The 23568-nt window shown below is 46.9% G+C and carries 16 protein-coding genes; 9 read left to right on the top strand and 7 right to left on the bottom strand.

What is annotated here, in order from left to right; translation table 11 throughout:
• The first annotated feature begins 18 nt into the window (after window positions 1–18).
• The 3 genes from L9P36_RS10805 (at window position 19) to L9P36_RS10795 (ending at window position 3408) form a co-directional block, all read left to right on the top strand.
• On the top strand, window positions 19–1392 hold the full coding sequence (locus L9P36_RS10805; protein WP_237466732.1) for a hypothetical protein: 1374 nt from the start codon (window positions 19–21) through the stop codon (window positions 1390–1392).
• Window positions 1393–1670: 278 nt separating this feature from the next.
• A complete protein-coding gene (locus L9P36_RS10800) occupies window positions 1671–2705 on the top strand; it encodes a glycosyltransferase family 4 protein (protein ID WP_237466730.1) in 1035 nt (344 codons plus the stop codon).
• Complete coding sequence (locus tag L9P36_RS10795) at window positions 2695–3408, top strand: WecB/TagA/CpsF family glycosyltransferase (RefSeq protein WP_237466728.1); 714 nt, start codon at window positions 2695–2697, stop codon at window positions 3406–3408. Before L9P36_RS10800 ends, L9P36_RS10795 begins: the two co-directional genes overlap by 11 nt.
• A gap of 97 nt (window positions 3409–3505) precedes the next feature.
• Here L9P36_RS10795 and wecA read toward each other — a convergent pair whose 3' ends face one another.
• The 6 genes from wecA to L9P36_RS10765 form a co-directional block, all read right to left on the bottom strand.
• Entirely contained in the window at window positions 3506–4570 is a 1065-nt protein-coding gene (gene wecA / locus L9P36_RS10790; protein ID WP_237466726.1) for a UDP-N-acetylglucosamine--undecaprenyl-phosphate N-acetylglucosaminephosphotransferase, read from the bottom strand.
• 573 nt (window positions 4571–5143) lie between these two features.
• Window positions 5144–6175 carry a 2,3,4,5-tetrahydropyridine-2,6-dicarboxylate N-succinyltransferase gene (dapD, locus tag L9P36_RS10785; RefSeq protein WP_237466724.1) on the bottom strand — a complete coding sequence of 344 codons (1032 nt, stop codon included), beginning with the start codon at window positions 6173–6175 and terminating at the stop codon, window positions 5144–5146.
• A 235-nt stretch (window positions 6176–6410) separates the two neighbouring features.
• Window positions 6411–6704 (bottom strand): YebG family protein, encoded by a 294-nt coding sequence (locus tag L9P36_RS10780; RefSeq protein WP_237466722.1) that lies wholly within the window; start codon window positions 6702–6704, stop codon window positions 6411–6413.
• 228 nt (window positions 6705–6932) lie between these two features.
• Complete coding sequence (locus tag L9P36_RS10775) at window positions 6933–7637, bottom strand: hypothetical protein (RefSeq protein ID WP_237466721.1); 705 nt, start codon at window positions 7635–7637, stop codon at window positions 6933–6935.
• Between the two features lie 194 nt (window positions 7638–7831).
• Entirely contained in the window at window positions 7832–8308 is a 477-nt protein-coding gene (locus tag L9P36_RS10770) for a hypothetical protein (RefSeq protein WP_237466719.1), read from the bottom strand.
• A 176-nt stretch (window positions 8309–8484) separates the two neighbouring features.
• A complete protein-coding gene (locus tag L9P36_RS10765) occupies window positions 8485–9705 on the bottom strand; it encodes a multidrug effflux MFS transporter (protein ID WP_290368696.1) in 1221 nt (406 codons plus the stop codon).
• Between the two features lie 136 nt (window positions 9706–9841).
• On the opposite strand from L9P36_RS10765, the gene L9P36_RS10760 reads away from it, so the two are divergent.
• Window positions 9842–10807: a LysR family transcriptional regulator gene (locus tag L9P36_RS10760; protein WP_237466717.1), complete on the top strand. Its 966-nt coding sequence runs from the start codon at window positions 9842–9844 to the stop codon at window positions 10805–10807.
• Between the two features lie 173 nt (window positions 10808–10980).
• Window positions 10981–11289, top strand: a complete 309-nt coding sequence (locus tag L9P36_RS10755; RefSeq protein WP_237466715.1) for a MarR family winged helix-turn-helix transcriptional regulator — start codon at window positions 10981–10983, stop codon at window positions 11287–11289.
• A 158-nt stretch (window positions 11290–11447) separates the two neighbouring features.
• Here the strand turns inward: L9P36_RS10755 and L9P36_RS10750 are convergent, their stop codons facing one another.
• The gene (locus L9P36_RS10750; protein ID WP_237466714.1) at window positions 11448–12341 is read right to left on the bottom strand and encodes a LysR family transcriptional regulator; all 894 of its coding nucleotides are present in this window, start codon (window positions 12339–12341) and stop codon (window positions 11448–11450) included.
• Between the two features lie 175 nt (window positions 12342–12516).
• On the opposite strand from L9P36_RS10750, the gene L9P36_RS10745 reads away from it, so the two are divergent.
• From L9P36_RS10745 to recD, 4 genes are all read left to right on the top strand, one after another.
• Window positions 12517–13509 carry a TDT family transporter gene (locus L9P36_RS10745; protein ID WP_237466712.1) on the top strand — a complete coding sequence of 331 codons (993 nt, stop codon included), beginning with the start codon at window positions 12517–12519 and terminating at the stop codon, window positions 13507–13509.
• A gap of 368 nt (window positions 13510–13877) precedes the next feature.
• Window positions 13878–17345, top strand: coding sequence for an exodeoxyribonuclease V subunit gamma (gene recC / locus L9P36_RS10740; protein WP_237466710.1), 3468 nt, complete (start codon window positions 13878–13880; stop codon window positions 17343–17345).
• A 341-nt stretch (window positions 17346–17686) separates the two neighbouring features.
• Entirely contained in the window at window positions 17687–21427 is a 3741-nt protein-coding gene (gene recB, locus L9P36_RS10735; protein WP_435532779.1) for an exodeoxyribonuclease V subunit beta, read from the top strand.
• Between the two features lies 1 nt (window position 21428).
• Window positions 21429–23501: an exodeoxyribonuclease V subunit alpha gene (gene recD / locus L9P36_RS10730; RefSeq protein WP_237466706.1), complete on the top strand. Its 2073-nt coding sequence runs from the start codon at window positions 21429–21431 to the stop codon at window positions 23499–23501.
• Window positions 23502–23568: the final 67 nt, after the last annotated feature.

The raw sequence follows: 23568 nt of genomic DNA, 5'->3' as shown, positions 1-23568 counted from the left end.
AATTAAGTAAAATTGGCGATGAATGATATGCATTCGAAGTGGAATGGAGTGTGTTGTTTAAATCATGAGAAAGTCTCAAGCCAAGTAACCGTATTTTCTGTTTTATGTTTTTTTGTCTTGTTGTTTTTTCAATTGGTGTTTGGGCTGTTTTTTGAAAGTGATTTCTTCTCTATGTTAGGAGGGGTGCATTTATTTACAATATGTTCATTTTTAATTTCAATGCCGATGGCTGTTCGGTTGGATATTGTTTCTATTAAAATAATATCTATTTTTTATGTTTTGATTGGTGTGTCAATTCAGTTTTTATTCTACCGAGTTGAATTGGGTTCTGATTTTGGAGTGAGCCCAGTTGATGCGGATTTTTACCATTCCTTAGCCTTACTATCTTCACAACAGATGATGTTGGGTGGGCTTAATACAATTTTAGAACATGGTGATTTAGGTGATTTTGGTTTTACTTTTATCACAATGATTGTTTATAAAGTCCCAGGTGATCCTGTTGTTAATATGAAAATTCTAAATGCACTAATTCATTTTGTGTCTGGAATTTTATTGCTAAATATATCAGTGCTGCTCAATTTTGATAGGTTGATGCAAAAGCTGCTGTTTGTTATTTTTGTTTTTAACCCTGCCTTTGTGTTTTTTGGTGCGTCTGGATTAAAAGAGGTTTTATTTTCATTTTTTGTTATTGTTGCTATTTTACTGTTATATAGAGCGGTGGTTGGCGGGCGTTTTTTTGATTATTTATTTTCGTTGTTATTTATTTTTATTCTTGGGTTCTTTCGTGTGCCTTTCCCTCTGTTTTTTTTAGGGGGGATGTCGTTGTTGGTGTTTAATAACTATACGGGGAAAATGCGTATAATTATTAAGATGCTAATTCCTGTTATATTGTTTGTTGGTGTTTTTTTTGTTTTTGGAGTTTTGTCAGAAGAGTTTGAACGAATATTGGGATATAATTTCAATGCAATTCAATCACAAAGGCTTGGTGTTGAATCTGTTGGTGTGGTTGAATATGTTGCATTGATTCTCAGTGGGATTATTGGTCCTGTTCCTAGTTTTGATTATGATTATCAATATAGTGATCATGCTTTTCAAATAATTCAAAACTACATTAAAATAATATTATCTATTTACTTTGTTGTTGGGTGTATCCAGATAATAAAGTGTAGAATGGTTTTATATTACCCCCTATTGATGATTTATCTTTTTAATCAGATAATATTGTTAATTACAGCTGCTACGTTTGATTTTAGGTATGTGTATCCGTTGCTTTCAATATTTTGTTTGATTACTGTTGTGGGTATGACTAATGGTTTGTTTTGTAAAAAAATATCTTATGTTGTAATTTTCGTCACATCGATTTTATTTGTGATTGCTTATAATTTTAGATAGATATTGGTGATAACGACTAACGACTAACGACTAACGACTAACGACTAACGACTAACGACTAATGACTAATGACTAATGACTAATGACTAATGACTAACGACTAATGACTAATGACTAATGACTAATGACTAATGACTAATGACTAATGACTAATGACTAATGACTAATGACTAATGACTAATGACTAATGACTAATGACTAATGACTAATGACTAATGACTAATGACTAATGACTAATGACTAATGACTAATGACTAATGACTAATGACTAATGACTAATGACTATTTACTTATTTAGTACGCGACTGGGAAATGGGCGTGGTGGTATAAGTACTGCGCTACTAGGCTATGTTTCTTCACTAGAAAATAAGGTGAATATTAGATTGTGTGAAACACATTCATTCGATGGGAAATTAAAATCATTTTTTTTAGCAGTTAAAAATGCATTGCAAGTTAAACAAGGTGATTACTGTTGGTTTCATGTTGGCTCATGGTTTTCAATGGTGAGAAAATTATTTATTATTTTTATTTGCAAGGCAAAAGGTGGCCGCATTATAACCCACTTTCATTCTCAAAATACAATTCGATATATCAAGCATCCGGTGCTTGGTAAAGTAATTTCATTGCTTGTTATTTTATCTGAAAAGGTCGTAGTGCTTACACCATGGTGGAAGCAGGTTTTTGAAAGTAATGGATTTACAAGTAATCTCATCGTTTCACCAAACCCTCTTGATGAAAACTTAAGCTATGCTGCATGCGAGTGTTCAAAAAGAAAAAATGAAAGTAATTCTGAAGTCGCTTCAAATGTTCGAATTCTATCTATGTCTCGCTTAGAAAAAGGGAAAGGCTTTGATCGTGTTATTCTTGCATTAAAGATTTTACCTGACTATTACACATTACAAATTGCAGGCGATGGTTCTGAATTGGAATTTTTGAAAGAGCTTGTTTTACAGCATCAGCTTCAGTCTCGCGTTCAATTTTTAGGATGGGTTGATTATGACAAGAAAATAGAATTATTAAAAAATAACGATCTGTTTTGTCTTCCTTCTAAATTTGATTCATTTGGAATGGTTTATATTGAGGCGATGGCTGTTAATTTACCAGTTGTTGCTTTGAACTATCAGGCGATTCCGGATGTGGTGCCAGGTGAATTTGGTGTGTTATGTGATGATGATGAACCGCAAACGCTTGCTGATGCCATCATTGCTGCAAGCCATAAAAGAAACAAAAATAGTGCGTCTTTTGTATTGGCTACCTATTCAGCTGAAAAAATAACTGACGATTTTTTACGTGAGATAAATTATGACAGATAAAGTAAAACTAGCTGATATTGAAGTGTCTTGTTTTTCATCGATGGAAGAGGTTATCGATGAAATTATGGAGCAACATCTTGAGGACGCTTCGATTGCTGTCGCAATTAACCCAGAAAAAATCCTTAAAAGCCTAGACTGTGAAATGACCCGAAAAGCGATCGATTTGGCTAACATTCGCTATTTAGATGGTTACGGTGCGCTTAAGCTGGCTTCATTCAAAATACGTAAGAAATTATCACGAATCCCCGGTTGTGAGTTATGGGAGGCTTTAATGATGGCTTCTGTAGACCGAAAAATTCCTGTTTTTGTACTTGGTGCAAAAACGGAGACTTTGACTAAAACAGTGAATAAGTTAATTGAGTCTGGCGTAAATGTTGCTGGTTCACATGATGGTTACTTTGACGATGAAGATTCTCTTATTGAGCAAATAAAAATCTCACAAGCTAAAATTTTAACCGTTGCACTTGGTTCACCTAAACAAGAATTATTTATGGCAAAGTGTAAAGCTCGGGGAGTAACTTCTTTTATGATGGGCGTTGGTGGAACTTATGATGTTTATACAGGGAGAGTAAGGCGAGCGCCTAAAATTTGGTGTCGTGCTAATTTAGAATGGCTATATCGTTTATTGCAACAACCGACTCGTTTTATGCGTCAATTAAGATTGTTAAATTTTATTAGGCTTGCTGTACTTAAAAAGATATAGATCTTATGGAGCTAGTTTTCCATGAAGATTATTTTTTAAATACTCACGATAGATGAAATTATCAAATTTGGTTAATGAGTGGTCTATTACAAATAAACTATAGTGTGCTATCAGATAATCCTTTGCGACGACGCATCCAAGTTGTCATACGCCAGCTATAACTCATGGCCGTGGTATAACCCATAAAGCAGATGATAAACAGCATAAACATGGTACGTTCAGAAATTCCACTTATTTCACCATAAATTCCAAACATTGCGAATGTGCTGGCCAGTGAACTGATGATGACTAGTGTTTGTTTCGAGCTAAATCCAAGGCGTTGAAATATATGGTGTAAGTGCTCGCGATCAGGTTTAAAAGGTGAGTCGCCTCTTTTGACTCGACGAATCATGATTGCTGCCATATCCATTAATGGGATGGCGATTAACCAGAGTGCAGTCACGGGCCTTAGTAACATACCTGTTTGATTTTGGCTTGCACCAAGCAGCAACCAGATGACTGTAAAACCTATCATCATACTGCCGGCATCCCCCATGAATACTTTGCGTTCTGGCCCAAATATACCAAGATTCATTAGAATATAGGGAAGCGTTGCCACAATAAATATGAGACATAGGTAGGCTAAGCCGCTTTGACCATCCACCCGAAGTACAATAGCTAAGCTAGCAAAGGTAACAATTGAAAGTGTACCAAGTAACCCATCAATGCCATCTACCATGTTAAAGGCATTAATCGCGCCTATAACAGCTAAGATAGTGATAACAGGGCTGAGAAATCCAAGGCGAATTTCCCCGGTGCCAAGAACATTGCCGATATTGTCTAGTTCAATATTCGCATATTGAATCATCAGAATAGATACAATGGCTTGTACTGCTAAACGTACCTTGAAGCTAATATCCATTTTGTCATCAATTGCTCCTAGTGTAATAAGGATGCCTAAGCAACTCAAAAATAGATTGTTATTCTGGATGATATCTGGTCTAGCAGCTAAAAAATAACCGATGGACATATAGATAGATATGCCACCAATTAAAGGGATCGCTCCTGTGTGCAGTTTTCGTGAATTCGGTTTGTCGACTAAGTTGATTTGCTTGGCGAATTTACGCATAACAACTAACGAACAAAACGAAAAGCAACCAACAAACAAGAGTTCTAATAACATACGTCACCTGACTTATATTATCGCTGTTAGAGATAATATAAGCTTAGCGTCTCATGTGTGATATGGTTTTATGGTTTTATGATTGCTCGTTAGAAAGTGTAATAATTTGGAAATATCTCTTTGTTTTGCATGGGATTAGTGGGTGTGTATTTTTATGTTATATTTTTATTGATTGTAACTATCTGTTTTGTATGTATTAAAATCAATTTGTTATAATTTTTACATTCCCCTGAATATAAATGGTATTACTTGTATGTGGCCCTCAATATTTTTTACAATGGCTTGGATAATCTAATGTGTATTTTACATAGCATAGCTATTTTAAGTTAGAATTCGACGTGATTACCATCGGTCGATTTTTAAAGATGGGTTTACTGATAATATATTCCATCTAATGGTGTAGAAATTAATCCTCTCCAGAGGATATATTGGCGAAATCAGCACGGCTAAAATATTTCTATTACACATGGCGTGCGCAATAATATGAATTGCAGTTAACAAAAAGGCTTCCCTCGGGAAGCCTTTTTCATTCAAATCAACACGCATTCAGGTGCATACAACACATAGAATGGATTAGTTGTTGCTGTGTAGTTCGCTGTTGAGTTCAACCGCAGCTTTGTTGGTTAAGCACTCAATCACGCCTGTAGTTGAGTTACGGCGGAAGAGAAGGTCTGGTTTGCCTGCCAAATCACGCGCTTTCGCAAAGCCAGCTTCTTGGCCATTGTTGTCAAGAAGGCGCACTTTAGAGCCGGCAGTGACATAAAGACCAGACTCAATGGTACAACGGTCACCTAGTGGGAAACCAAGGCCCGCGTTGGCGCCAAGTAGTGAGTTTTCACCAATGGATACAACCACTTTACCGCCACCAGACAGAGTACCCATAATAGAAGCGCCGCCACCAACATCAGAGCCTTCGCCGACAACGACACCAGCAGAAATACGGCCTTCAACCATGCTCACACCTGTGGTGCCGGCATTAAAGTTGATAAAGCCTTCGTGCATCACTGTGGTGCCATTGCCCACGTGCGCGCCAAGGCGAACGCGTGAAGTGTCGGCGATACGCACGCCTGTTGGCACCACGTAATCGACCATTTTCGGGAATTTATCAACGCAATCAACAATCAGCGTTTCACCATTTAGGCGCGCTTCGATTTGGCGATCGGCCAATTCTGGTAGATCAATCGCACCTTGGTTGGTCCATGCGATGTTGTGCAATAGGCCAAAAATACCGTCCAGTACAAGGCCGTGTGGTTTGACTAAACGGTGAGAAATCAGTTGTAGCTTCAAAAAGCCTTCTGCAACGCTTTGTGGTTGGCTGTCTTCAGCCAGAATCACCAATACCAAAGGTTGCTTGCTGTTTGCTGCTTTTGTTGCGAAGTTTGCTTGTGCTTCGTCGCCTTGCGCGCTGAAAATGGTTGCCAGTTCAGCTGCTTTATCGGCGCTGATTTCAATGGCTTCATTACCACCTTGATAGTTGACTGCCGGTTTAAGGGCATCGACCAGAGCGTCGCTTGGGTTCAAGCTTGGCGCTGGGAAGAAAGCTTCGATGATTTTACCATCGCGGTTTTTGGTCGCTGTACCAAAGGCAAGAGAAAAACTAGCCATGATCTTACTGTCTCCATTCCTTTTTATGTATACCGGCATTTCATATGCGGTGAGTCGAAATTAGCGCCTATCATAAAGGTTCGCGCAAATTGGGTGAAGTGACTTTTGTGTTGATCTTGCTAAGCAAGTGTAAAAGCGAGGGGAAAGTTGGTGATACAAAAAACCTTTTCCCTCAATACGCCGGGCGTTAGAGGAAAAAGGTTTTTAATCAAATGACTGCAAGGTCAATGATGGCTTAGGCGGCGTCGTCTGCTTGCGCTTCAGGTTTGTCTGCCTTTTTTGCTTTTTTCGGTGCAGGTTTGCGCTTGGCACCCAAAGCAATCAGAACTTCTTCTTTATTCTTAGCAAGATAAAGTGAAAGCTCTTCCATCATCTCTTCACTGTCGATCAATTTGCTCGCTTGCATCACCTCAAATAAGGCATCTGCTTCATCAAGCATTTTGTCGTAGGCGTCCGCCTCCGCTTTAGAGGTGAAAGTCATTTTCTCTTCTCCATTGCGTTCAACGACGTATTTGACGATAACGGCCATGGTCATCCTCTTCTACAGGTAAATTTACTGGCTTTTTATACAGTTCTCGGCGCTAAAAGTCCAAGCCTTTCCACAGGGCTGTGAACTGTACGCGAGTTTTTGCGTAACGGTTAACAGCGAAAAGTGGCTGTGTTGTGAGGCATGTGATGTCGACCAATAGCATTCATATACAGCTGATTAAAAAAAGAGCTCATATGAGCTCTTTTGAGTGGGGTTGGATGTGCTGTATTAGCGATTAGAATAACGCTTAATACAACGTTTCACGTCTTCATCACGATCGCCAATTTGGCTCTGTGCTTTCTCTTGCGTCCATGCGCGTTCTTTGGCGTCCATTTCTTCAAGCATTCTGTACATGTGGCCAAGCGACTCATGTAGATCTTCTTTATCACGATAGAAACTACGCGCAACGCCGCGCTTCATGCCGTCTGTATTTTTCATGTCTTGGGTCATGAGCGCTTCAAGCTTATCTTGGCTCATGCCATCGAGCATGGCGGTCATTGCTGCATTTTCATAATCGACGGTGAATTCACATTGCGCCTTGAGTGAGTCATTGCTTGGGAAGGTTTCACCGAGAATGTTTGATGAGCCACTAAATAGCCAAAAGAGTAGGCCAAGTGCTGCAACACCACCACCGATGATCATCCCTTTTTTCTTGTTATCAAAGGCTTTGAATTTCTCTGCAGAGGCTTTGAGATTTTCAGCGCTCAGATTTTCTTTGGCCTTTTCAGCTGCGGCTTTGATGTTGTCTGCGGTGAGGTTTTCTTTGGCTTTCTCGGCGGCAGATTTGATGTTTTCTGCGGTGAGATTTTCTTTTGCTTTTTCGGCAGACGCTTTCACTTTATCCATGTCGATTTTGCTCGCCGCTTGTTTTGCATTGTCGGCGGCGTTTTTAGCTGTTTCTGTGACCTTCTTTTTAACGTCGTCTAGGCTCATTTTTATTCCTAAGTGCAAGTGATTTAAGTGGAAAATTCGGTGCGTCAGGCTATCAGCGGTGTATTGCGCTGTCAAAATGATCAGGCACGAAAAACGTGAGCTATAACAAAATACAGTTATGTTTCTGCGGGCTTAAACGAAAAAAGAGCGCAAGTGCGCTCTTTTTGATGTTGAATTTGTAATTGATGAGCCACTTATGCTCGGTTGGTGTAATCCTCAACGCAGGACTCAACCAATGAATCACGTGAGCTAAAGGCATCTTTCATCATTTTTTCTATGTCTTGGGCTGATTTTTCTTTTCGAATACGTAAAAACTCGCCATAAAGCTCAGGAAGGTGGTTCAATTGATCGGCTTTATATGAATAGAAAACCATCGACATATCTTTGAGTTTATTCGGATCTTTCATGTCATCGGCCACCATGTCGTGCAAATCTTCCTGTGGCATACCTTCTGTGATCGCTTGAATCACAGCGTTACGATAATCCACATAAAATGTGCACTGTTCAACAATGGTACCGTTTTCAGGGAAGCTTTGCGCCAGAATGTCGGTTTTCATCGAACGAATCACGGCAAAGACCAAAAGCGCAAGGATGATGATCGCGGCAACAATCATCATGCTTTTTTTCTTCAATGGACAACCGCATTTCGCTGGGTTTGTATTTTCGCTCATTTTCTTTCTCTTTTAGTTTTTTATGCTGCAAGCAAGTATGTTGTCCGCCGATCCTATCACCTCATATTCATTTTTTAGTGCTAGTGATTAGTCAGTGATTTAAAAACAAAACAAAAGCGCCATATGAGGCGCTTTTGTTTTTATAAGATGCTGGTTGTTGGGGTGATTTTGGATTTTTATTCCGATTGAGTCGCGGATTGTGATTCGGGAATGGCATACCAACGGTACTTCAAGCGAGAAAATAGAATCAACAAGGCCGGTAAAAGGAACCACATTTGTAAGCTAATCATCCATTGCGCTGACAATCCCAAACGTTGCATCAGTCCGACTAAAAGGCCTGCACCGCTCATTTGAAATAGGCCGAGTAGTGCCGCTGCGGTTCCTGCTTTGTCACCAAATGGGGCGAGCGCTTGACCTGCAGCTGCGCCCAAGATCAGAGCAAAACCAACAGATGAGATGAAAATAGGCAACATAAAGGCCAAGGCGGTGTGCTCTTTGGCCAGTGCAAGCATCAAAAAACCAGCCATACCCAGCAATAATACCCCGGTGACCAAGGTGCGATGTGGACCGACACGCTCCATATATTTGGGACCAATAAAGCAGGCTGCGATATTGAGTACGGCGTTGAGGCCAAACCAAAAGGTAAATTGCTGCATATCCAGCCCTAAGTTTTGCATCAGTACCACTGGCGCTGAGGTGACATAGGCAAGGATCACCGCCATGGCCAATAAGCATAAACTGGCGTGGAACAAAAAGGAGGTGTTACTCAGCACCGCCCAATAACGGCTTGGCTGAAAAACCGCTTGCTGGCTTGGATTGGGATTGGTTTCACGCATCGCACAAAGGGCCATGGCAAACACCACAAAGGCATAGCCGGCCATAAAACTGAAATTGGCTCGCCAGCCTAAATGCTGAGTGAGATAGCTACCCAAAATCGGGGCTAGTGCTGGAATAAAACAGATCGCGCCATTTAAGTAGCTGATCATTTTCCCACTTTTTTTCGGGCCAAAGAGATCGCGAACCGTTGCAAAGGCGGCTACGGAAGTGGCGCAAGCGCCACACCCCTGCAGCAAGCGAGCAGTGAGCATCCACTCAATATTTTGAGCCCACCAAGCCAGTGCTGAGCTGACGCCATAAATGGCAATGCCACTCAGGGCAATCACGCGGCGTCCCCATTTATCTGCAAGAGGACCCGCAAAGAGTTGGCCCAAGCCCATGGCAAATAAAAACCAAGTAATGGTGTCCTGCGCAAGCGTGTGATTGACTGAAAAATCGCGCGCAATCAAAGGCAGAGCAGGCAAGTAAATATCAATGGCCAGGGGGCTAAAGAGCACCAAGAGGGTCAGCATGGTGAGCTGAAGTTTACTTGGCGCAAAATAAGAGTCAGGGTGCGACACAACAAGTTCCAAAAGCGGGATAAATCGAAAGGGGGCTAGCCTAATGGTTTGCTGATATGAGTGGAAGTGATGGATAATCATATTTATTATTCCAAATTGGAATGATGTGTCATTCAGGCAAATTGAGGGTGAAAAGATGGCAGTGGAACAACTGGCGCGATTGGATTTGAATGTCTTGGTGTGCTTAAAAGTCTTGCTTGAAGAGTGTCATGTGACCCGTGCCGCCAATCGATTGTGCTTGAGTCAATCGGCGGTGAGTAAAGCTTTAGCTAAATTGCGCCTGCAGTTTAATGATCCACTTTTTGTTCGTCATGCCCACGGCTTGGTTCCAACAGCGCGTGCGTTACATTTAAAGCCAAAACTTGCCGCCTTAATTCATCAGCTTGAACAATTGGCAGAGCCTGAAATTTTTGACCCACAAAACAGTGCCTATAAGTTTCAAATTGCCGCTGTGGAAAGTGTTTATCCACTGATTTTGCCGCACTTTTTACCTTCAGTTTTTCAGCAAGCGCCACAGGTGACCATCAGCACCCATGTCTGGAGCGAGCAAACCTTTGCCATGCTTCAGCGCGGCGAGCTCGATTTGGGGCTTACGGGGAAAGATATCGATATTAACGATGCCAAATTAACCCTTTTGCCTCCGGGCGATATTTGCGAGCTGGAGATCTATCGCGATCAGCAGATGTGTGTGGTGCGACGCGATCATCCAGTGCTTACGCAGGATTGGTCATTGGCGCGTTATCTTTCTTTGCGTCATGTGCAGGTGCGCTGCGATGGCAATGACCGCTGGTTGCTTGATTACCGCTTAGCGGATTTAGGTAAGGCGCGCGATATCGCGATTACCGTTCCCGATTTTAATAGCGCCGCTAGTTTATGCACCTATACCGATCTGATTTTTACCGCGCCAAGCCACTTTGTTGAGCTTGCGGCGCGCCAGTTAGATTTGGTGTTACTGCCGTTGCCCATGGTATTTCCGCCCATGGCTTATACCTTGTTTTGGCATCGCGATCGGGAAAACGATCCAGCGCTGAGCTGGTTGCGCAGCATCATTGGGCAAAATACCGATCACCTTCGAGCACGCAGTGAAGCGCGGCTTAAATAACCCGCGTACAGCTTTCTGAGCTTTGTGATCATCACAACTCAAAAGCTATGTTTGGGATGTCATTGTCTTTTTTTCGTTACTATTTCTCAGAGGGAAAAGTTATAAGAAGCATTCTATATATGTTTTTTTGAGATACTTTGGCAGTCGATGACTTTCAATCGAAGGAAGATTAAGTGTCGACCATTTTAGATTTTAATAAATTAAAGCAACTAGATGCGACATATCCAGATATGACGCTAAAGCAGTTGCTTGTCCTTTCATATATTGCGCAGAAGCCAATGTGTACGGTTAACGACATTGTTCGAGATCTTGGATATGCACAGTCTGCGGCATCACGTGCTGTTCGTATAATGCTGAACACACCATCAAAAGATGTGGAAGGCCTGGGAATGATTGCTCAATTTTTATCGCCAACTGATGCACGTAAGCGTTTGTTGAAGTTGACTGAATTGGGTGAAAGCATGTTTATTCAGTTAAGTTAGCAAGTTTAGATTAAGGGGACATCTGTCCTTGTGAGCAAAAAGAGGCCATGCGCCTCTTTTTTGCGTTTGAACAAATGCTGCCTCGGGTAAGGGCATGTCCTCGGTATTGAAAAAAACCGACAAAACCAAATTTATTTTGGAGCCAACGATAGAGCGCGTTATAGCGCGAGGTCTTCATCGTGCCACTGCCGGCAAAAATCTAAAAAATGGCTGAGTAGGGGGCTTAAATATTTCTCTTGGTGATAGACCAAATGGTAGTGGCGGCTTAAATCCAGTGGCAACTGAATTTGGCTGACCCGCCTTGCTGCGAGCGCATGTCTTGCTGATAACAATGACATGATGGAAAACCCTAAGCCTGCGGATACCGCATTAATAATGGCCTCGGTGCTATTGAGCTCAAAGCGGATTTGATAGTGGCGAAGACGTGGCGCGATGCGTTCAAAAAAGTTATCGCGACTGCCAGAGCCCGGTTCTCGTAAGATCCATTGGCTATTTTCCAATTTGGACAGGGATACTTTTGCTTCAGGCTGCGCGAGGGGATGGTTGGGGGCGGCAATCACGCATAGCATATCTTGACGCCAAGGCTCGTGAACCAATTGCGGCTGCTGAATATGTCCTTCGACCAAGCCGATATCTAGCTCAAAGGCGCTGAGCATTTCACAAATGCGATTGGTATTGGTGATACGCAGTTGCTGTTGGGTGTGGCCTGTATGCTGTTCAAAGCCGCGAATCAAAAAAGGCAGCACTTGATTCCCCAAAGTGTCGCTGGCGCCAATGGTTAGGGTGCCGCTGAGACTTTGTTGGTTAAACAGGGTTTTAATGGTTCGCTGCCGGGTAAGCAGTTCATCGGCATAGGGAAGCAGTCGCGCACCCTGCTGATTGAGATGCAGGCGGTTATGTTGGCGATCAAACAGCGGCTGGCCGAGCTGCTTTTCAAGTTCACTAATAGCCATGCTCACTGCCGGTTTGGTGAGGTGTAGTTTTTCTGCTGCAGCGCTGATGGTTTTTTCCTGAGCCACGGTGACAAAGGCGGCTAGCTGTTTGGGGGTCATGCTGTGGTTTTCATCCTTTAGTTGCTCTCCTTTACGCGATAGCCAACATATTGAGTACAGATAATACTCTTTGTTAAGTTTTGCTTAACGCATCGATAAGTTTATTCAACTATTCTTAATCTAACACAGCGCGTAGGATGGCGCCATTGAATTTCAGCATCCTATGGAGTGCGCCATGCTTAAATCTGCCAAACATCATCTTGCCTTTGCACCAACCCCCATGGCGGGATTGGCACTGGGGATCGCCAGCCTCGGCTGGAGTTGGGAGAATATGAGCGCCATGTCTGGTATTGGTCAAACGCTGGGTGCTGTGATTGCTGCGCCATTATTGCTACTACTGCTGGCGAAATTTCTCTGTCACCCTCGTGTTCTTTTGCAAGATTTAGCCCATCCCGTGGTCGGCAGTGTGGTGCCTACCTTTGCCATGGCATTGATGGTGGTCAGTAACAGCATCAGTAAACTCAATCATGATGTGGGTGCGGGTGTTTGGCTATTTGCTGTCACGATTCATGTCATTTTCTTAATGGCCTTTATTGCTCATCGCGCGAAGCGTTTTCATTTAAGTGACATGGTGCCAAGTTGGTTTGTACCGCCAGTGGGTTTGATTGTGGCTGATGTCTCTTTTGCCGGTGGCGCGTTACGTCCTGTAGCGGAAGCCGTGCTCTATTTTGGTTTAATTAGCTATGCGCTGATGTTACCGATGATGCTCTATCGTTTGATTTTCCGCGATCAAGTGCCCGATGCCGCTAAACCCACCATCGCGATTTTAGCAGCGCCAGCGTCGCTTTCTTTGGCGGGTTATTTAACCGTAGAAACCGTGCCATCACCTTTGGTGATTGGTTTGCTCGCAGGGATCGCGGTACTGATGACCGTGGTGATCTATCTGGCCATGGTGCATCTGCTTCGTTTGCCTTTTAGTCCAGCTTATGCGGCATTTACCTTCCCCTTGGTGATTAGCGCGACTGCGCTCTTTAAGACCTGTGTTTGGCTCGCAAGTGTCGGTGTTGCGCCGCACTATATTGCGCAGCTTCGAGGATTGGCAGAGCTTGAGCTTTGGGTAGCCACTGTGGTGGTGAGTTATGTGGCTTATCGCTATGTGCTGCACTATCGTCCTTTGAGCCGCGGTTGGCGTCATATTCAAAGTCACCGTCAACTCAAACAGATTTAAGGTTTTAGAAAGTCAGCCAAAAAAGAAAAAGCCTTCGCTGAACAAAAGTAAAAAGAGGCGACCCGCCCAAAAGAGAGCGACATAAACAAAGCCATGGTAAGCATCCTTACCGTGGCTTTTCTTTGCGCGAGTAAAAAACGATTGGCGTCATTTTTTGCTTCCTTTTTGCTGACCAAAAAGGAAGTCGCCATCGGGGCGAGTCTCGAAGAATCTTTTGAATTGATGAACGCATAAAATTCGCAGTCGCATCCTTTTCGCTGCTTTTGTGGCCAATCTCCCGCCTTATGGGCAGCAGACGCGGCCTTTCATTTCTTTCCCTGCACGAATCAGAGATAATTTGCGGCAAATCAGTCAGTGGAATATGACGCGTGCTTCAGGTCTACCAATCCAATCAGCTCGATCTTTTATCCAAGCTTTTGGCCAATCGCATTAGCCAAGCGCCGCAGGTGCATCCTTTTCAGCCAGAAACCATCTTGGTGCAAAACCCAGGCATGGCGCAGTGGCTCAAGCAAAATTTGGCCAGCGAACTTGGCGTGAGCGCCAATATCGATTTTCCACTGCCCTCGACTTTTATTTGGCGCTGCTTTACCGAAGTGCTGCCCGATGTCCCTGCGCAAAGTGCCTTTAATAAAGCGGCGATGACTTGGAAGCTGGCTGAACTATTACCGCATTATTTGCACCTCGATGCCTTTGCGCCGCTAGCGCGTTATTTAGACCAGGCTGATCCTCTGAAATGGGTGCAATTGGCGGAGAAAATCGCCGATATCTATGACCAATATTTGGTGTATCGCCCGCAGTGGATCGCCTACTGGGAAGGGGATGGGCAAGCCATTAGTGCGCAAGAGGCGGAATCTTTAGCACAAGAGCAGCCATGGCAACCGATTTTATGGCGCGCTTTGGTGGATAAAACCGCCGAGCTGGGTCAGTCGCCTTACCATCGTGCCAATTTGTATCAGCGCTTTATTGATGCGCTGCAATCAGGGCAAGGTGCAGCGCTTAAACGCTATGGTCGAATCTTTGTTTTTGGCATTTCAGCACTGCCGCCGCGTTATTTAGAAGCGCTCGCTGCCATGGGCGAGGTGATTGATGTACACCTGATGGTGACCAATCCCTGTCGTCAATATTGGGGTGATATTCGCGATCAGAAATACCTTGATAAGCGTGCGCTCAAAACCTTACAGCAAGCGGATTGGCTGGGACAAACATCGGCGCCGAAAATGGCGGCACCGATTTCGCTCACCCGCGAGTTAATGGCGCAGCAAGCGGAAATGGGTCATCCCTTACTGGCCTCTTGGGGCAAGCAGGGCCGTGATTATCAGCAGATGATCAGTGAGCTTGAGGCGGCGGATATCAGTGCCTATGTGGATCTCAATCGCGATACCCTGCTGCATGCACTGCAAGCGGATATGTTGGATCTCACCACCCCGCAAGTGCTCAACAATGACAAGCAAGCCATCTGCATGACCGATGACTCCATGCATATTGCCCAGTGTCATAGCCCGCTGCGTGAAGTGGAAGTGCTGCACGATTATCTATTGAAGCAGTTTGATCACAATCCTCATCTCTCACCGCGTGATGTGATTGTGATGGTGGCGGATATTGAGCGCTATGGTCCGGCGGTTCAGGCCGTTTTTGGTAGCGCCAGTGGCAAGCGCTATATACCCTTTTCGCTGTCGGATCGCAGTGCGCAGCATGAGCACCCGATGCTACAAACCTTTGCTGCTTTATTACAGCTGCCCAATCAGCGCTGCACTGCGCCCACGCTTTTAGAATGGTTGGAAACGGCCGCGGTACTGCGTCGTTTTGAACTCAGCGAGCAAGATTTTGCCACCTTGAGTCAATGGGTGGATGAAAGTGGTATTCGCTGGGGGCTGTCGCAAACCGCTGCGCAGTGGCAATTGCCACCGCAACATGAGCATAGCTGGGGCTTTGGCATCAAACGTATGTTGCTCGGCTATGCCATGCCAAGTGGTGCGGGTCTATACCATGGCGCACTGGGCTATGACGAAGTGGAAGGCTTGGGCGCAGCGCTGGCAGGTAAGCTGGCATGGTACGTGGAAACTTTAGAGCGTTACCATCAGTTATTGCAGCAATCCCATAGCAGCGAGCAGTGGCAGCAACTGCTGAGCCAATTACTGCAAGATTGTTTTCTGCCCGATGCCGATGAGCAAGCGCAGCTTCTTGAACTGCAAAATTTAGCCGCGCAGCTGGTGGCGCAGCGTCAATCTGCGGGGATTGATACCAGCCAAGATATGTTGCCGCTTTCCGTAGTGCAGCACTACTTTTCAACGGCGCTAGGGCAAAGCCAAGTCAGCCAACGTTTTTTGGCAGGGCAGGTGAATGTGTGTACCTTGATGCCAATGCGCGCCATTCCCTTCAAGCTGGTCTGTTTGCTCGGTATGAATGACGGTGATTATCCACGTACGCTGGCGCCCATGGGCTTTGATTTGATGGCGGGACGCGCCAAAGCAGGCGATCGCAGTCGTCGAGATGATGACCGTTACCTCTTTTTAGAGGCGATCCTCGCCGCGCAAGAGAAGTTGTATATCAGCTATATCGGCCAGTCGGTGTTGGATAATCAGGCTAAGGTGCCTTCGATTTTACTCAGTGAACTGCTTGAATATCTGCAGCAGCACTATGTGCTAGATAAGGCTGGCAAAAGCGAGCTGAATACAGGATTAGCCGATGACGCCTTATCGCAAGATCTTTTGAGCCATCTTTGCCAGCGTTATGCACTCTCGCCCTTTGATGCCAAAGCCTTTGAGCAAGGCTCCTATGCCGCTGAATGGCTGCCAGCGGCCAATCGACAAGGCCAAGCTGCTCCTGAATTTTTATCGCAGCCATTGCCGCCGCGGGAGCGACCTGAAACGCTAGAGCTTGCGGAGCTGCAACGATTTTGGCAGTTGCCCGTGCAAAGTTTTTTCCAGCGCCAATTGCGTGTGGATTTTCGCGATCAGCTGCAAACCCTTGAAGAGCGAGAGCCCTTTGCGATTGATACCTTAGCCAGTTTTCAGCTCAAAAATACATTGCTACAAGCGGCGCTCAGCGCCCAAAAGATTGATGAGGCTTTTATTGGCGAGCAAAGAGCGCGCTGCCAAGCCGCTGGTTTATTGCCTGCGGCGCATTTTGGTGCGCTGGCCTTTCAATCTCATTGGCAGGCCGTGGAAGCCTTATTGCCTGAATTATTGCCCATGATGCAGCATCCGTTGCCTGATTTAGAGGTGGATAGCTTGCTAATGGGCTTGGCTGATGATGACCAGCATTTAGGATTGCCGCTGCAAGGTTGGGTGAGTGGTTGCTATCAAATTGCTGGTGAGCCTGCACTACTGCGCTATCGAGTGGGCTCGGTACGCGGCCAAGATTTGCTGCGCAGCTGGCTTGAGCAGCTCGCCTTGGCGCAGCAAGGTGTTTTCTTACCGGTTTATTGGATCGGCGAAAAGGGCAGCTGTCAGGTCAGCGCGCCAAGCGCAGGTCAAACTTTACTGCCTTATGTGAGTGATTACTTACAAGGTAGCCAAGCACCACTGGCTTATTTCCCGCGTAGCTGTTGGGCATGGCTGGAAGCAGCCTTGGGGCCTTTAAGCGACAATCCGCGTGGTATTGGTTTTGATCCAGCGACCCTTGATGAGAAAACCCAAGAAAAAGCACAAAAAGCCCTGCTGGGCGCCTTTGAAGATAACTTTATTCGCCAAGGCGAAGGGCGCGATCCCTATATTGCGCGGGTTTGGCCGCAGTGGCATGAAGCGCTGGAAGCTGAGCTGCAACAACGAGCCTGCCAAGTGCTGCTGCCCATCTACCAGCAGATGCAAATTTGGCCGCCTGAATCGACATCCTAATGGATTAGAAAAAGTAGGGTGGCCGCCTGCTCATCGTTATGGTGTAGGGCGAGCAGTACGGCCGATTGGTCAGAGGTAGACCAAATTTGGTGTGAGGCGCGTAGACTAGGTGAACCTTATGCCAATTAATGTGAAAGCTATCCCAGCTCGGTCAAAGAGTACTGCGCTGGGGGGTGTAATTGTTGAGAGTTTGCAGCAGATCACGTCGTGTTATCGAAAGTTTGCTGTCAATGAACCCCATAAGGATAAATGAAGTGCAATCGTCAGACTTGCCATCACAGGATCAATCATCACAAGCATTGATTACGCCCACGCCTTTCGAGTCAACGCCACTTAAGGCAATGCATTTTCCGTTGCACGGTCGTCGATTGATTGAGGCCTCTGCGGGTACAGGGAAAACCTTTACCATCGCCAGCCTCTATTTGCGATTGTTGCTTGGGCATGGTGGTGATGCGTCCTTTGGCCGACCTTTGTCAGTGGCTGAGATTTTGGTGGTGACCTTTACTGAGGCGGCCACTGAAGAGCTGCGCGATCGTATTCGTCTAAAAATTCATGATGCCCGCTTGGCTTTTGAACAAGCAAAAGCAATAAAAGCGCTGCGAGGTGTTGACAGCGTAACGGGCGACGAGATGAGTGATGATCAAACCATCTCGGGACTGATTGATGACACTGCTGCCGATGACTATCAAGAGATAGCCGCACTGCTGCTGATTGCCGAGCGGCAGATGGATGAGGCCGCCATTTACACCATTCATGGTTTTTGTCAGCGCATGCTAACCCAGCACGCCTTTGAATCTGGCAGTTATTTTGAGCAGACTTTTGTCACTGATCTCGCGCCCATGCAGCAGCAGGTGGTGGATGATTATTGGCGGCGTTTTTTCTATCCACTGAGCGCTGAGCACAGTGCCATGGTGCAGCAGATTTGGCCAACACCTGAAAAGCTGTATAGCGTGCTGCGCCCCTACCTGCATGCGCAGCAAGCCACGGTGCAATTGGGCACGCAAAAACAGCTGTTACAAACGCAGGATGAAAGTCATTCAGATGACATCGCTGATTCTCTTGCGCCACTTTTTGCTGAGGCATGTGCTGCCATTGATGCGCTGAAAGCTGTATGGCATGCGGCGCAGGCCGATCTCTTTGCTTGTATTGATGGCAGCGGTATTGATAAACGCAGCTATAGCAAAAAGCATCTACCCAACTGGCTGGCTAAGGTCAGTGATTGGGCGCAATCGCCCACGCAAAGTTTGCAGTGGCCCGATGAACTCGCGCGCTTTTCACAGCGCACGTTGGTGGAGAAAACCAAGAAAGGTGAAGCGCCGCAGCATGCATGTTTTGATGCCATTGATGCCTTTTTGGATAATCCGCCGAAAATTGAGCCGCGCATTTGGCTGCATGCCCTGCGCTATAGTCGTCAAGCCCTAGCCGATGAAAAGGCGCGATTGCAGCTGTCCTCTTTTGATGATTTGCTGACTCGTTTGGCGCGCGCGCTACAAAGCGAGCAAGGGGCGATGCTGGCTGCGCGCATTCAGCAGCTGTATCCGGTGGCGATGATCGATGAGTTTCAAGATACGGATCCGCTGCAATATCAGATTTTCTCGCGTATTTATCAGCTCGTCGATTCGGCGTTGTTTTCGGCCTCAGAGCAAGATGAATCTCGGTCGCATGCCTTTGCGCTGCTGATGATTGGCGATCCCAAGCAGGCGATCTACGCCTTTCGCGGCGCAGATATTTTCACCTATATGCAGGCGCGCCAAGCGGTGCAAGCGCAATACACGCTGGGTACCAACTGGCGCTCATCGCAAGCGATGATCGATGCGGTCAATACCCTGTTTGCCAGTGCGCCCAAACCTTTTATTTACGATGATGCCATTCCATTTCTGCCCGTCTCAGCCAGTGACAAGGGCAAACAAAAATATTGGACGCTTAATGGCAAGCCGCAAGCCGCTTTAAGTTGTTGGCTGGCAACAAGTGATGCGCCGATATCCAAGGGGCGTTATGACCAAGAGATGGCCGAAGGCTGCGCCAGTCAGATTCATCAATGGCTGGTTGCTGGTCAGCAAGGTCAGGCGCTGCTCTGCGCGGGCGAAAAACAAAAGGCGGTGACGCCAGGTCGTATTGCGGTGTTGGTACGCACCGGACGTGAAGCGCAATTGGTGCAACAGGCGTTGGCGGCGCGCAACATTGCCAGTGTCTATCTCTCGAATCGAGATAGCGTTTTTATGCAGGCCGAAGCGGCGGATCTCTATCGTATTTTAATGGCCGCGCATCAGCCACAAGATGAGCGCTTACTGCGCGCGGCCGTGGCAACGCCACTCTTTGCGCAAAGCGCCCAGCAGCTCGATCAACTCAATCACGATGAGCTGGCGTGGGAGCAAGTGGTGCATGAGTTCTATGGTTATCGCCAGCAGTGGCGCAAGCACGGGGTGATGCCCATGCTGCGTTTGTTGATGAGCCATCGTGGCCTTGCCGAGCAATTGCTGACGCAGCCCAATGGTGAGCGCCGACTTACTGACTTACTGCATTTGGGTGAGCTGCTGCAACAAGCCAGTGGCGAACTCGATAGCGACAGCGCGCTACTGCGCTGGCTGCGCGAGCAGATGGATAATCCCAATGGTCAACATGAAGCGCAGCAGTTGCGTTTGGCCTCTGAACAAGACTTGGTACAGATCGTCACTATCCATAAATCCAAAGGGCTGGAATATGACTTAGTCTTGGTGCCATTTTGCGCCAGTAGCCGACCTGTGGATGAAAAGCAGGCGGTGCGTCAGTATCACGATCCTGAGCAAGGACTGACCTTTGATCTCAACCGTGCGGAAGTCGCGCTCAGTCAAGCCGAGCAAGAGCGCCTTGCTGAAGATCTGCGTTTGCTTTATGTGGCGGTGACCCGCGCCGTTTATGGCTGTGTGTTGGGCTTGGCACCCTTGGCCTTGGGCCGTAGTAAAAAAGAGGCCAACACAGCCCTGCATTTAAGCGCTATTGGCTATTTGCTGCAACATGGGCAAGCGGGTGATGCTGCGCTTTTAGAGCAATCGGTGGCTCAGCTTGCATCGCACCCGCATATTGAATCTGTGGATGTGCCCAGCGATGCGCTCAGTGCTTGGCAGCCAAGTCATCAGCCTGCGCTGGTGGATGCGCAGCGTTTTGCCGGTGAAATTGAGCGTAATTGGTGGCTGAGCAGTTACTCCAGCTTGGTGAAACAGGGGCATCAAGCTTGCTTTGAACAAGCGGGTGAAGAGCTGGCTTTGATTGCGCCAACGCAGACTGAAGTAGCGAGTGAAACGCTGGTCGCCGAAGAGGCCGAGCTCGATCGCAACATCTTTAATTTCCCGCGCGGCGCGCAGGCGGGCACCATGCTGCACAGTATTTTTGAGCAGATTGAATTTACCGCACCTATGGATGATGCGCATAACCAGCAGGTGATCGCAGAGCTGCTCAGTCAATATCAATTTGAACCTGAATGGCAATCGGTTTTAAGCCATATGGTGGCGACGGTGCTGAGCACGCCGCTGACGCAAGCTGGGTTATCACTCAACCAGCTGACGCCGTCGCAGCGTTTGGTGGAGATGGAGTTTTTACTGCCGATGCAGCAGCTGAGCGCAGCGCCGCTATCACAGATCTGTATGGCGGACCCGCTCACTGCGACCGCCATGCGTCAGCGAGGTCGCATCGATTTTGCACCGCTCAAAGGGATGCTTAAAGGTTTTATCGATTTGGTGTTTGAGCATCAAGGTCGCTACTACGTGCTGGATTGGAAATCCAATCATCTTGGTGATGATGCGCTGCATTATCATGCGCAGGCGCTGGATGAGGCGATGATTGACCATCGCTATGATCTGCAATATCAGCTCTATAGCCTCGCACTACATCGTTTTTTGCAAAGTCGATTACCCGATTATGACTATGAGCAGCATTTTGGCGGCGTCTATTACCTCTTTTTACGCGGTATGGATGGCAGTAGCGATCACGGCGTATTTTATCGTCGCCCAAGTGCGCATTTAGTGCAGAGCTTGGATCAATTCTTTGCCACGGCAACGCTGCCAGCCACCGCTGCGCCAAGCCAACTGAATTTGTTTGGAGAGTAATATGTCGCTGTTATCGCAAATTTTACAGGGACTACGCACCGCTCAGCAGCAGCAACTGATTCGTGCCATGGATGTGCAGTTTGGCCAATATATTGCCGATGCGGTGCAGTTGCAGGGCGATGATGCCAGCCAAGCTTGGTTGGTGCTGCTCGCGACTAGCATCAGTCATGATTTAGCGGCGGGCCATCTTTGTTTGCCTCTGGCTGGCATCAATGGTGAAAGCCATATTCCGGCTGCATCGCGTCCCTATTTTGCGCCTTGGCAGCGTCAATTAATGACCTTGTTGCCGCCTTTGACGCCAGCCATGCTGTGGGCCTTTGATGTGCTCAGTGATGGCAGTCGCGCGACGCCTTTGGTGTTGAGTCATGATCGCCTATACCTGCATCGTTACTGGCATTATCAGCAGCAAATTTGTGGCTGGCTCAATCAAGCGCAGCAACGACCCGTAGCGAGCTTGTCGATTGAAGCCATGCAGCAGCAATTGGCGCAGCTGTTTGCGCGACCTTATTTAGCGGTTTTTCAGGCCATTCAGCAGTGCAGCAATGCCGTTATGCGCCAGCAAACCCTGTGTCAGAGGCTTGATATTGTGCAGCCTGAGCATTTGGATTGGTCCGCTGTTGATGCCGTCATGGCAAATGCCAAGGTGGAAACGGATTTGCATGTTTTGGACGCCTTGGTACCCAGCACTGTGTGTCGAAACGATCAGCAAGTGGCTGCGGCAGTGGCACTGACGCAGCGCTTTGCGGTGATCTCCGGTGGTCCCGGAACAGGTAAAACCACCACAGTGGTCAAGCTACTGGCTGCGTTGGTGATGAGCGCCGGCGAACAGGCGCGGCTGAATATTTCATTGGTTGCGCCAACGGGTAAAGCGGCGGCGCGTTTGACTGAAAGTATTGGCCGCGCTTTAGAGCATTTGGCGCTGCCAACTACGGTGAAAAACGCTATTCCGCGCCATGCCAGTACCATTCATCGATTACTGGGTGCGATTCCGGGGCGCCAGCAATATCGGCACCATCAGGGCAATCCGCTGCACCTTGATCTGCTGGTGGTGGATGAAGCCTCGATGGTGGATTTGGCGATGATGGCCAAATTAATGGATGCATTGCCCAGTAAAGCGCGACTGATTTTGCTCGGCGATCGCGATCAGCTGGCTTCGGTGGAAGCGGGCGCGGTGCTTGGCGATATTTTTCAATTTTCTCAACTTGGCTATACCCAGCAAGGGGCGAAGCGTTTGCAGCAGCTGTGTCAATGCGCGCCCGTGGCAATGCAATCTGGGGCGCAAGTGCCTATGGCGGATAGCCTCTGTTTGCTGTCGAAAAGTTATCGCTTTTCAGCCAGCTCTGGCATTGGTCAGCTGGCTCGCGCAATTAATGAGAATGATGCAGATAGCTTGGCAAATATTTGGGCGCAGGGGCGCGGTGATCTCAATTTGCAGCCCCTGTCTAATCTGGCCTATGCACAGTTGATTGCGCAAGTGGCGCAGCAGTATCACCCTTATCTGGATGCTGCAAAAAGTCATGCTGAGCCGCGCGAAGTCTTGGCGCAATTTGCCAAGGTGCGTTTGCTCTGTGCACTGCGTGAAGGGGGTTATGGCGTGCAGGGATTGAATGTCGCCATTGAGCAGCAGCTAAAACGTCAGCAGCGCATCGCCAGCCAAGATGAGCAGTGGTATATCGGCAGGCCCGTGATGATCAGTGAAAACGATCATGCGCAGGGGCTGTATAACGGTGATATCGGTATTGTCTGTTTTGATGCTGCGGCGCAGCGTTTACGGGTCTATTTTGAACTGCCCGATGGCAGCATGAAAGGGGTGTTACCAAGCCGACTGCCTGCGCATGAAACTGCCTATGCGATGACGGTGCATAAATCTCAGGGCTCTGAATTTGAACATACTTTGCTGCTTTTGCCGCCAAAATTTTCACCGATTTTGACGCGAGAGTTGGTTTATACCGGCGTGACGCGTGCCAAAGAGCGGTTAACGCTGTTTGCGGAGCAAGCCATTGTGCTGCAAGCCATGCGCCAACGCACCGAGCGGCGAAGTGGACTTTATGTTGCGCTCGCAAGCTCAGATTAAGTGGTAATTCAAACTGTGTTTTCATTAGCAAATTGACAGAAAGTTCAGTGAATTTAGGGTGATATAA

It is taken from the genome of Vibrio stylophorae (assembly GCF_921293875.1).
Lineage (GTDB): Bacteria > Pseudomonadota > Gammaproteobacteria > Enterobacterales > Vibrionaceae > Vibrio_A > Vibrio_A stylophorae.
Note: the sequence above shows the minus strand (reverse complement) of the source record. Positions and strands in the feature narration are given on the sequence as shown.

What these genes read in the sequence shown, in the direction of transcription:
- L9P36_RS10805 (WP_237466732.1), top strand. Translation starts at nt 19, where the DNA reads ATGAATGATATGCATTCGAAGTGGAATGGAGTGTGTTGTTTAAATCAT.
- L9P36_RS10800 (WP_237466730.1), top strand. Translation starts at nt 1,671, where the DNA reads ATGACTATTTACTTATTTAGTACGCGACTGGGAAATGGGCGTGGTGGT.
- L9P36_RS10795 (WP_237466728.1), top strand. Translation starts at nt 2,695, where the DNA reads ATGACAGATAAAGTAAAACTAGCTGATATTGAAGTGTCTTGTTTTTCA.
- wecA (WP_237466726.1), bottom strand. Translation starts at nt 4,570, where the DNA reads ATGTTATTAGAACTCTTGTTTGTTGGTTGCTTTTCGTTTTGTTCGTTA.
- dapD (WP_237466724.1), bottom strand. Translation starts at nt 6,175, where the DNA reads ATGGCTAGTTTTTCTCTTGCCTTTGGTACAGCGACCAAAAACCGCGAT.
- L9P36_RS10780 (WP_237466722.1), bottom strand. Translation starts at nt 6,704, where the DNA reads ATGGCCGTTATCGTCAAATACGTCGTTGAACGCAATGGAGAAGAGAAA.
- L9P36_RS10775 (WP_237466721.1), bottom strand. Translation starts at nt 7,637, where the DNA reads ATGAGCCTAGACGACGTTAAAAAGAAGGTCACAGAAACAGCTAAAAAC.
- L9P36_RS10770 (WP_237466719.1), bottom strand. Translation starts at nt 8,308, where the DNA reads ATGAGCGAAAATACAAACCCAGCGAAATGCGGTTGTCCATTGAAGAAA.
- L9P36_RS10760 (WP_237466717.1), top strand. Translation starts at nt 9,842, where the DNA reads ATGGCAGTGGAACAACTGGCGCGATTGGATTTGAATGTCTTGGTGTGC.
- L9P36_RS10750 (WP_237466714.1), bottom strand. Translation starts at nt 12,341, where the DNA reads ATGACCCCCAAACAGCTAGCCGCCTTTGTCACCGTGGCTCAGGAAAAA.
- L9P36_RS10745 (WP_237466712.1), top strand. Translation starts at nt 12,517, where the DNA reads ATGCTTAAATCTGCCAAACATCATCTTGCCTTTGCACCAACCCCCATG.
- recB (WP_435532779.1), top strand. Translation starts at nt 17,687, where the DNA reads ATGCATTTTCCGTTGCACGGTCGTCGATTGATTGAGGCCTCTGCGGGT.
- recD (WP_237466706.1), top strand. Translation starts at nt 21,429, where the DNA reads ATGTCGCTGTTATCGCAAATTTTACAGGGACTACGCACCGCTCAGCAG.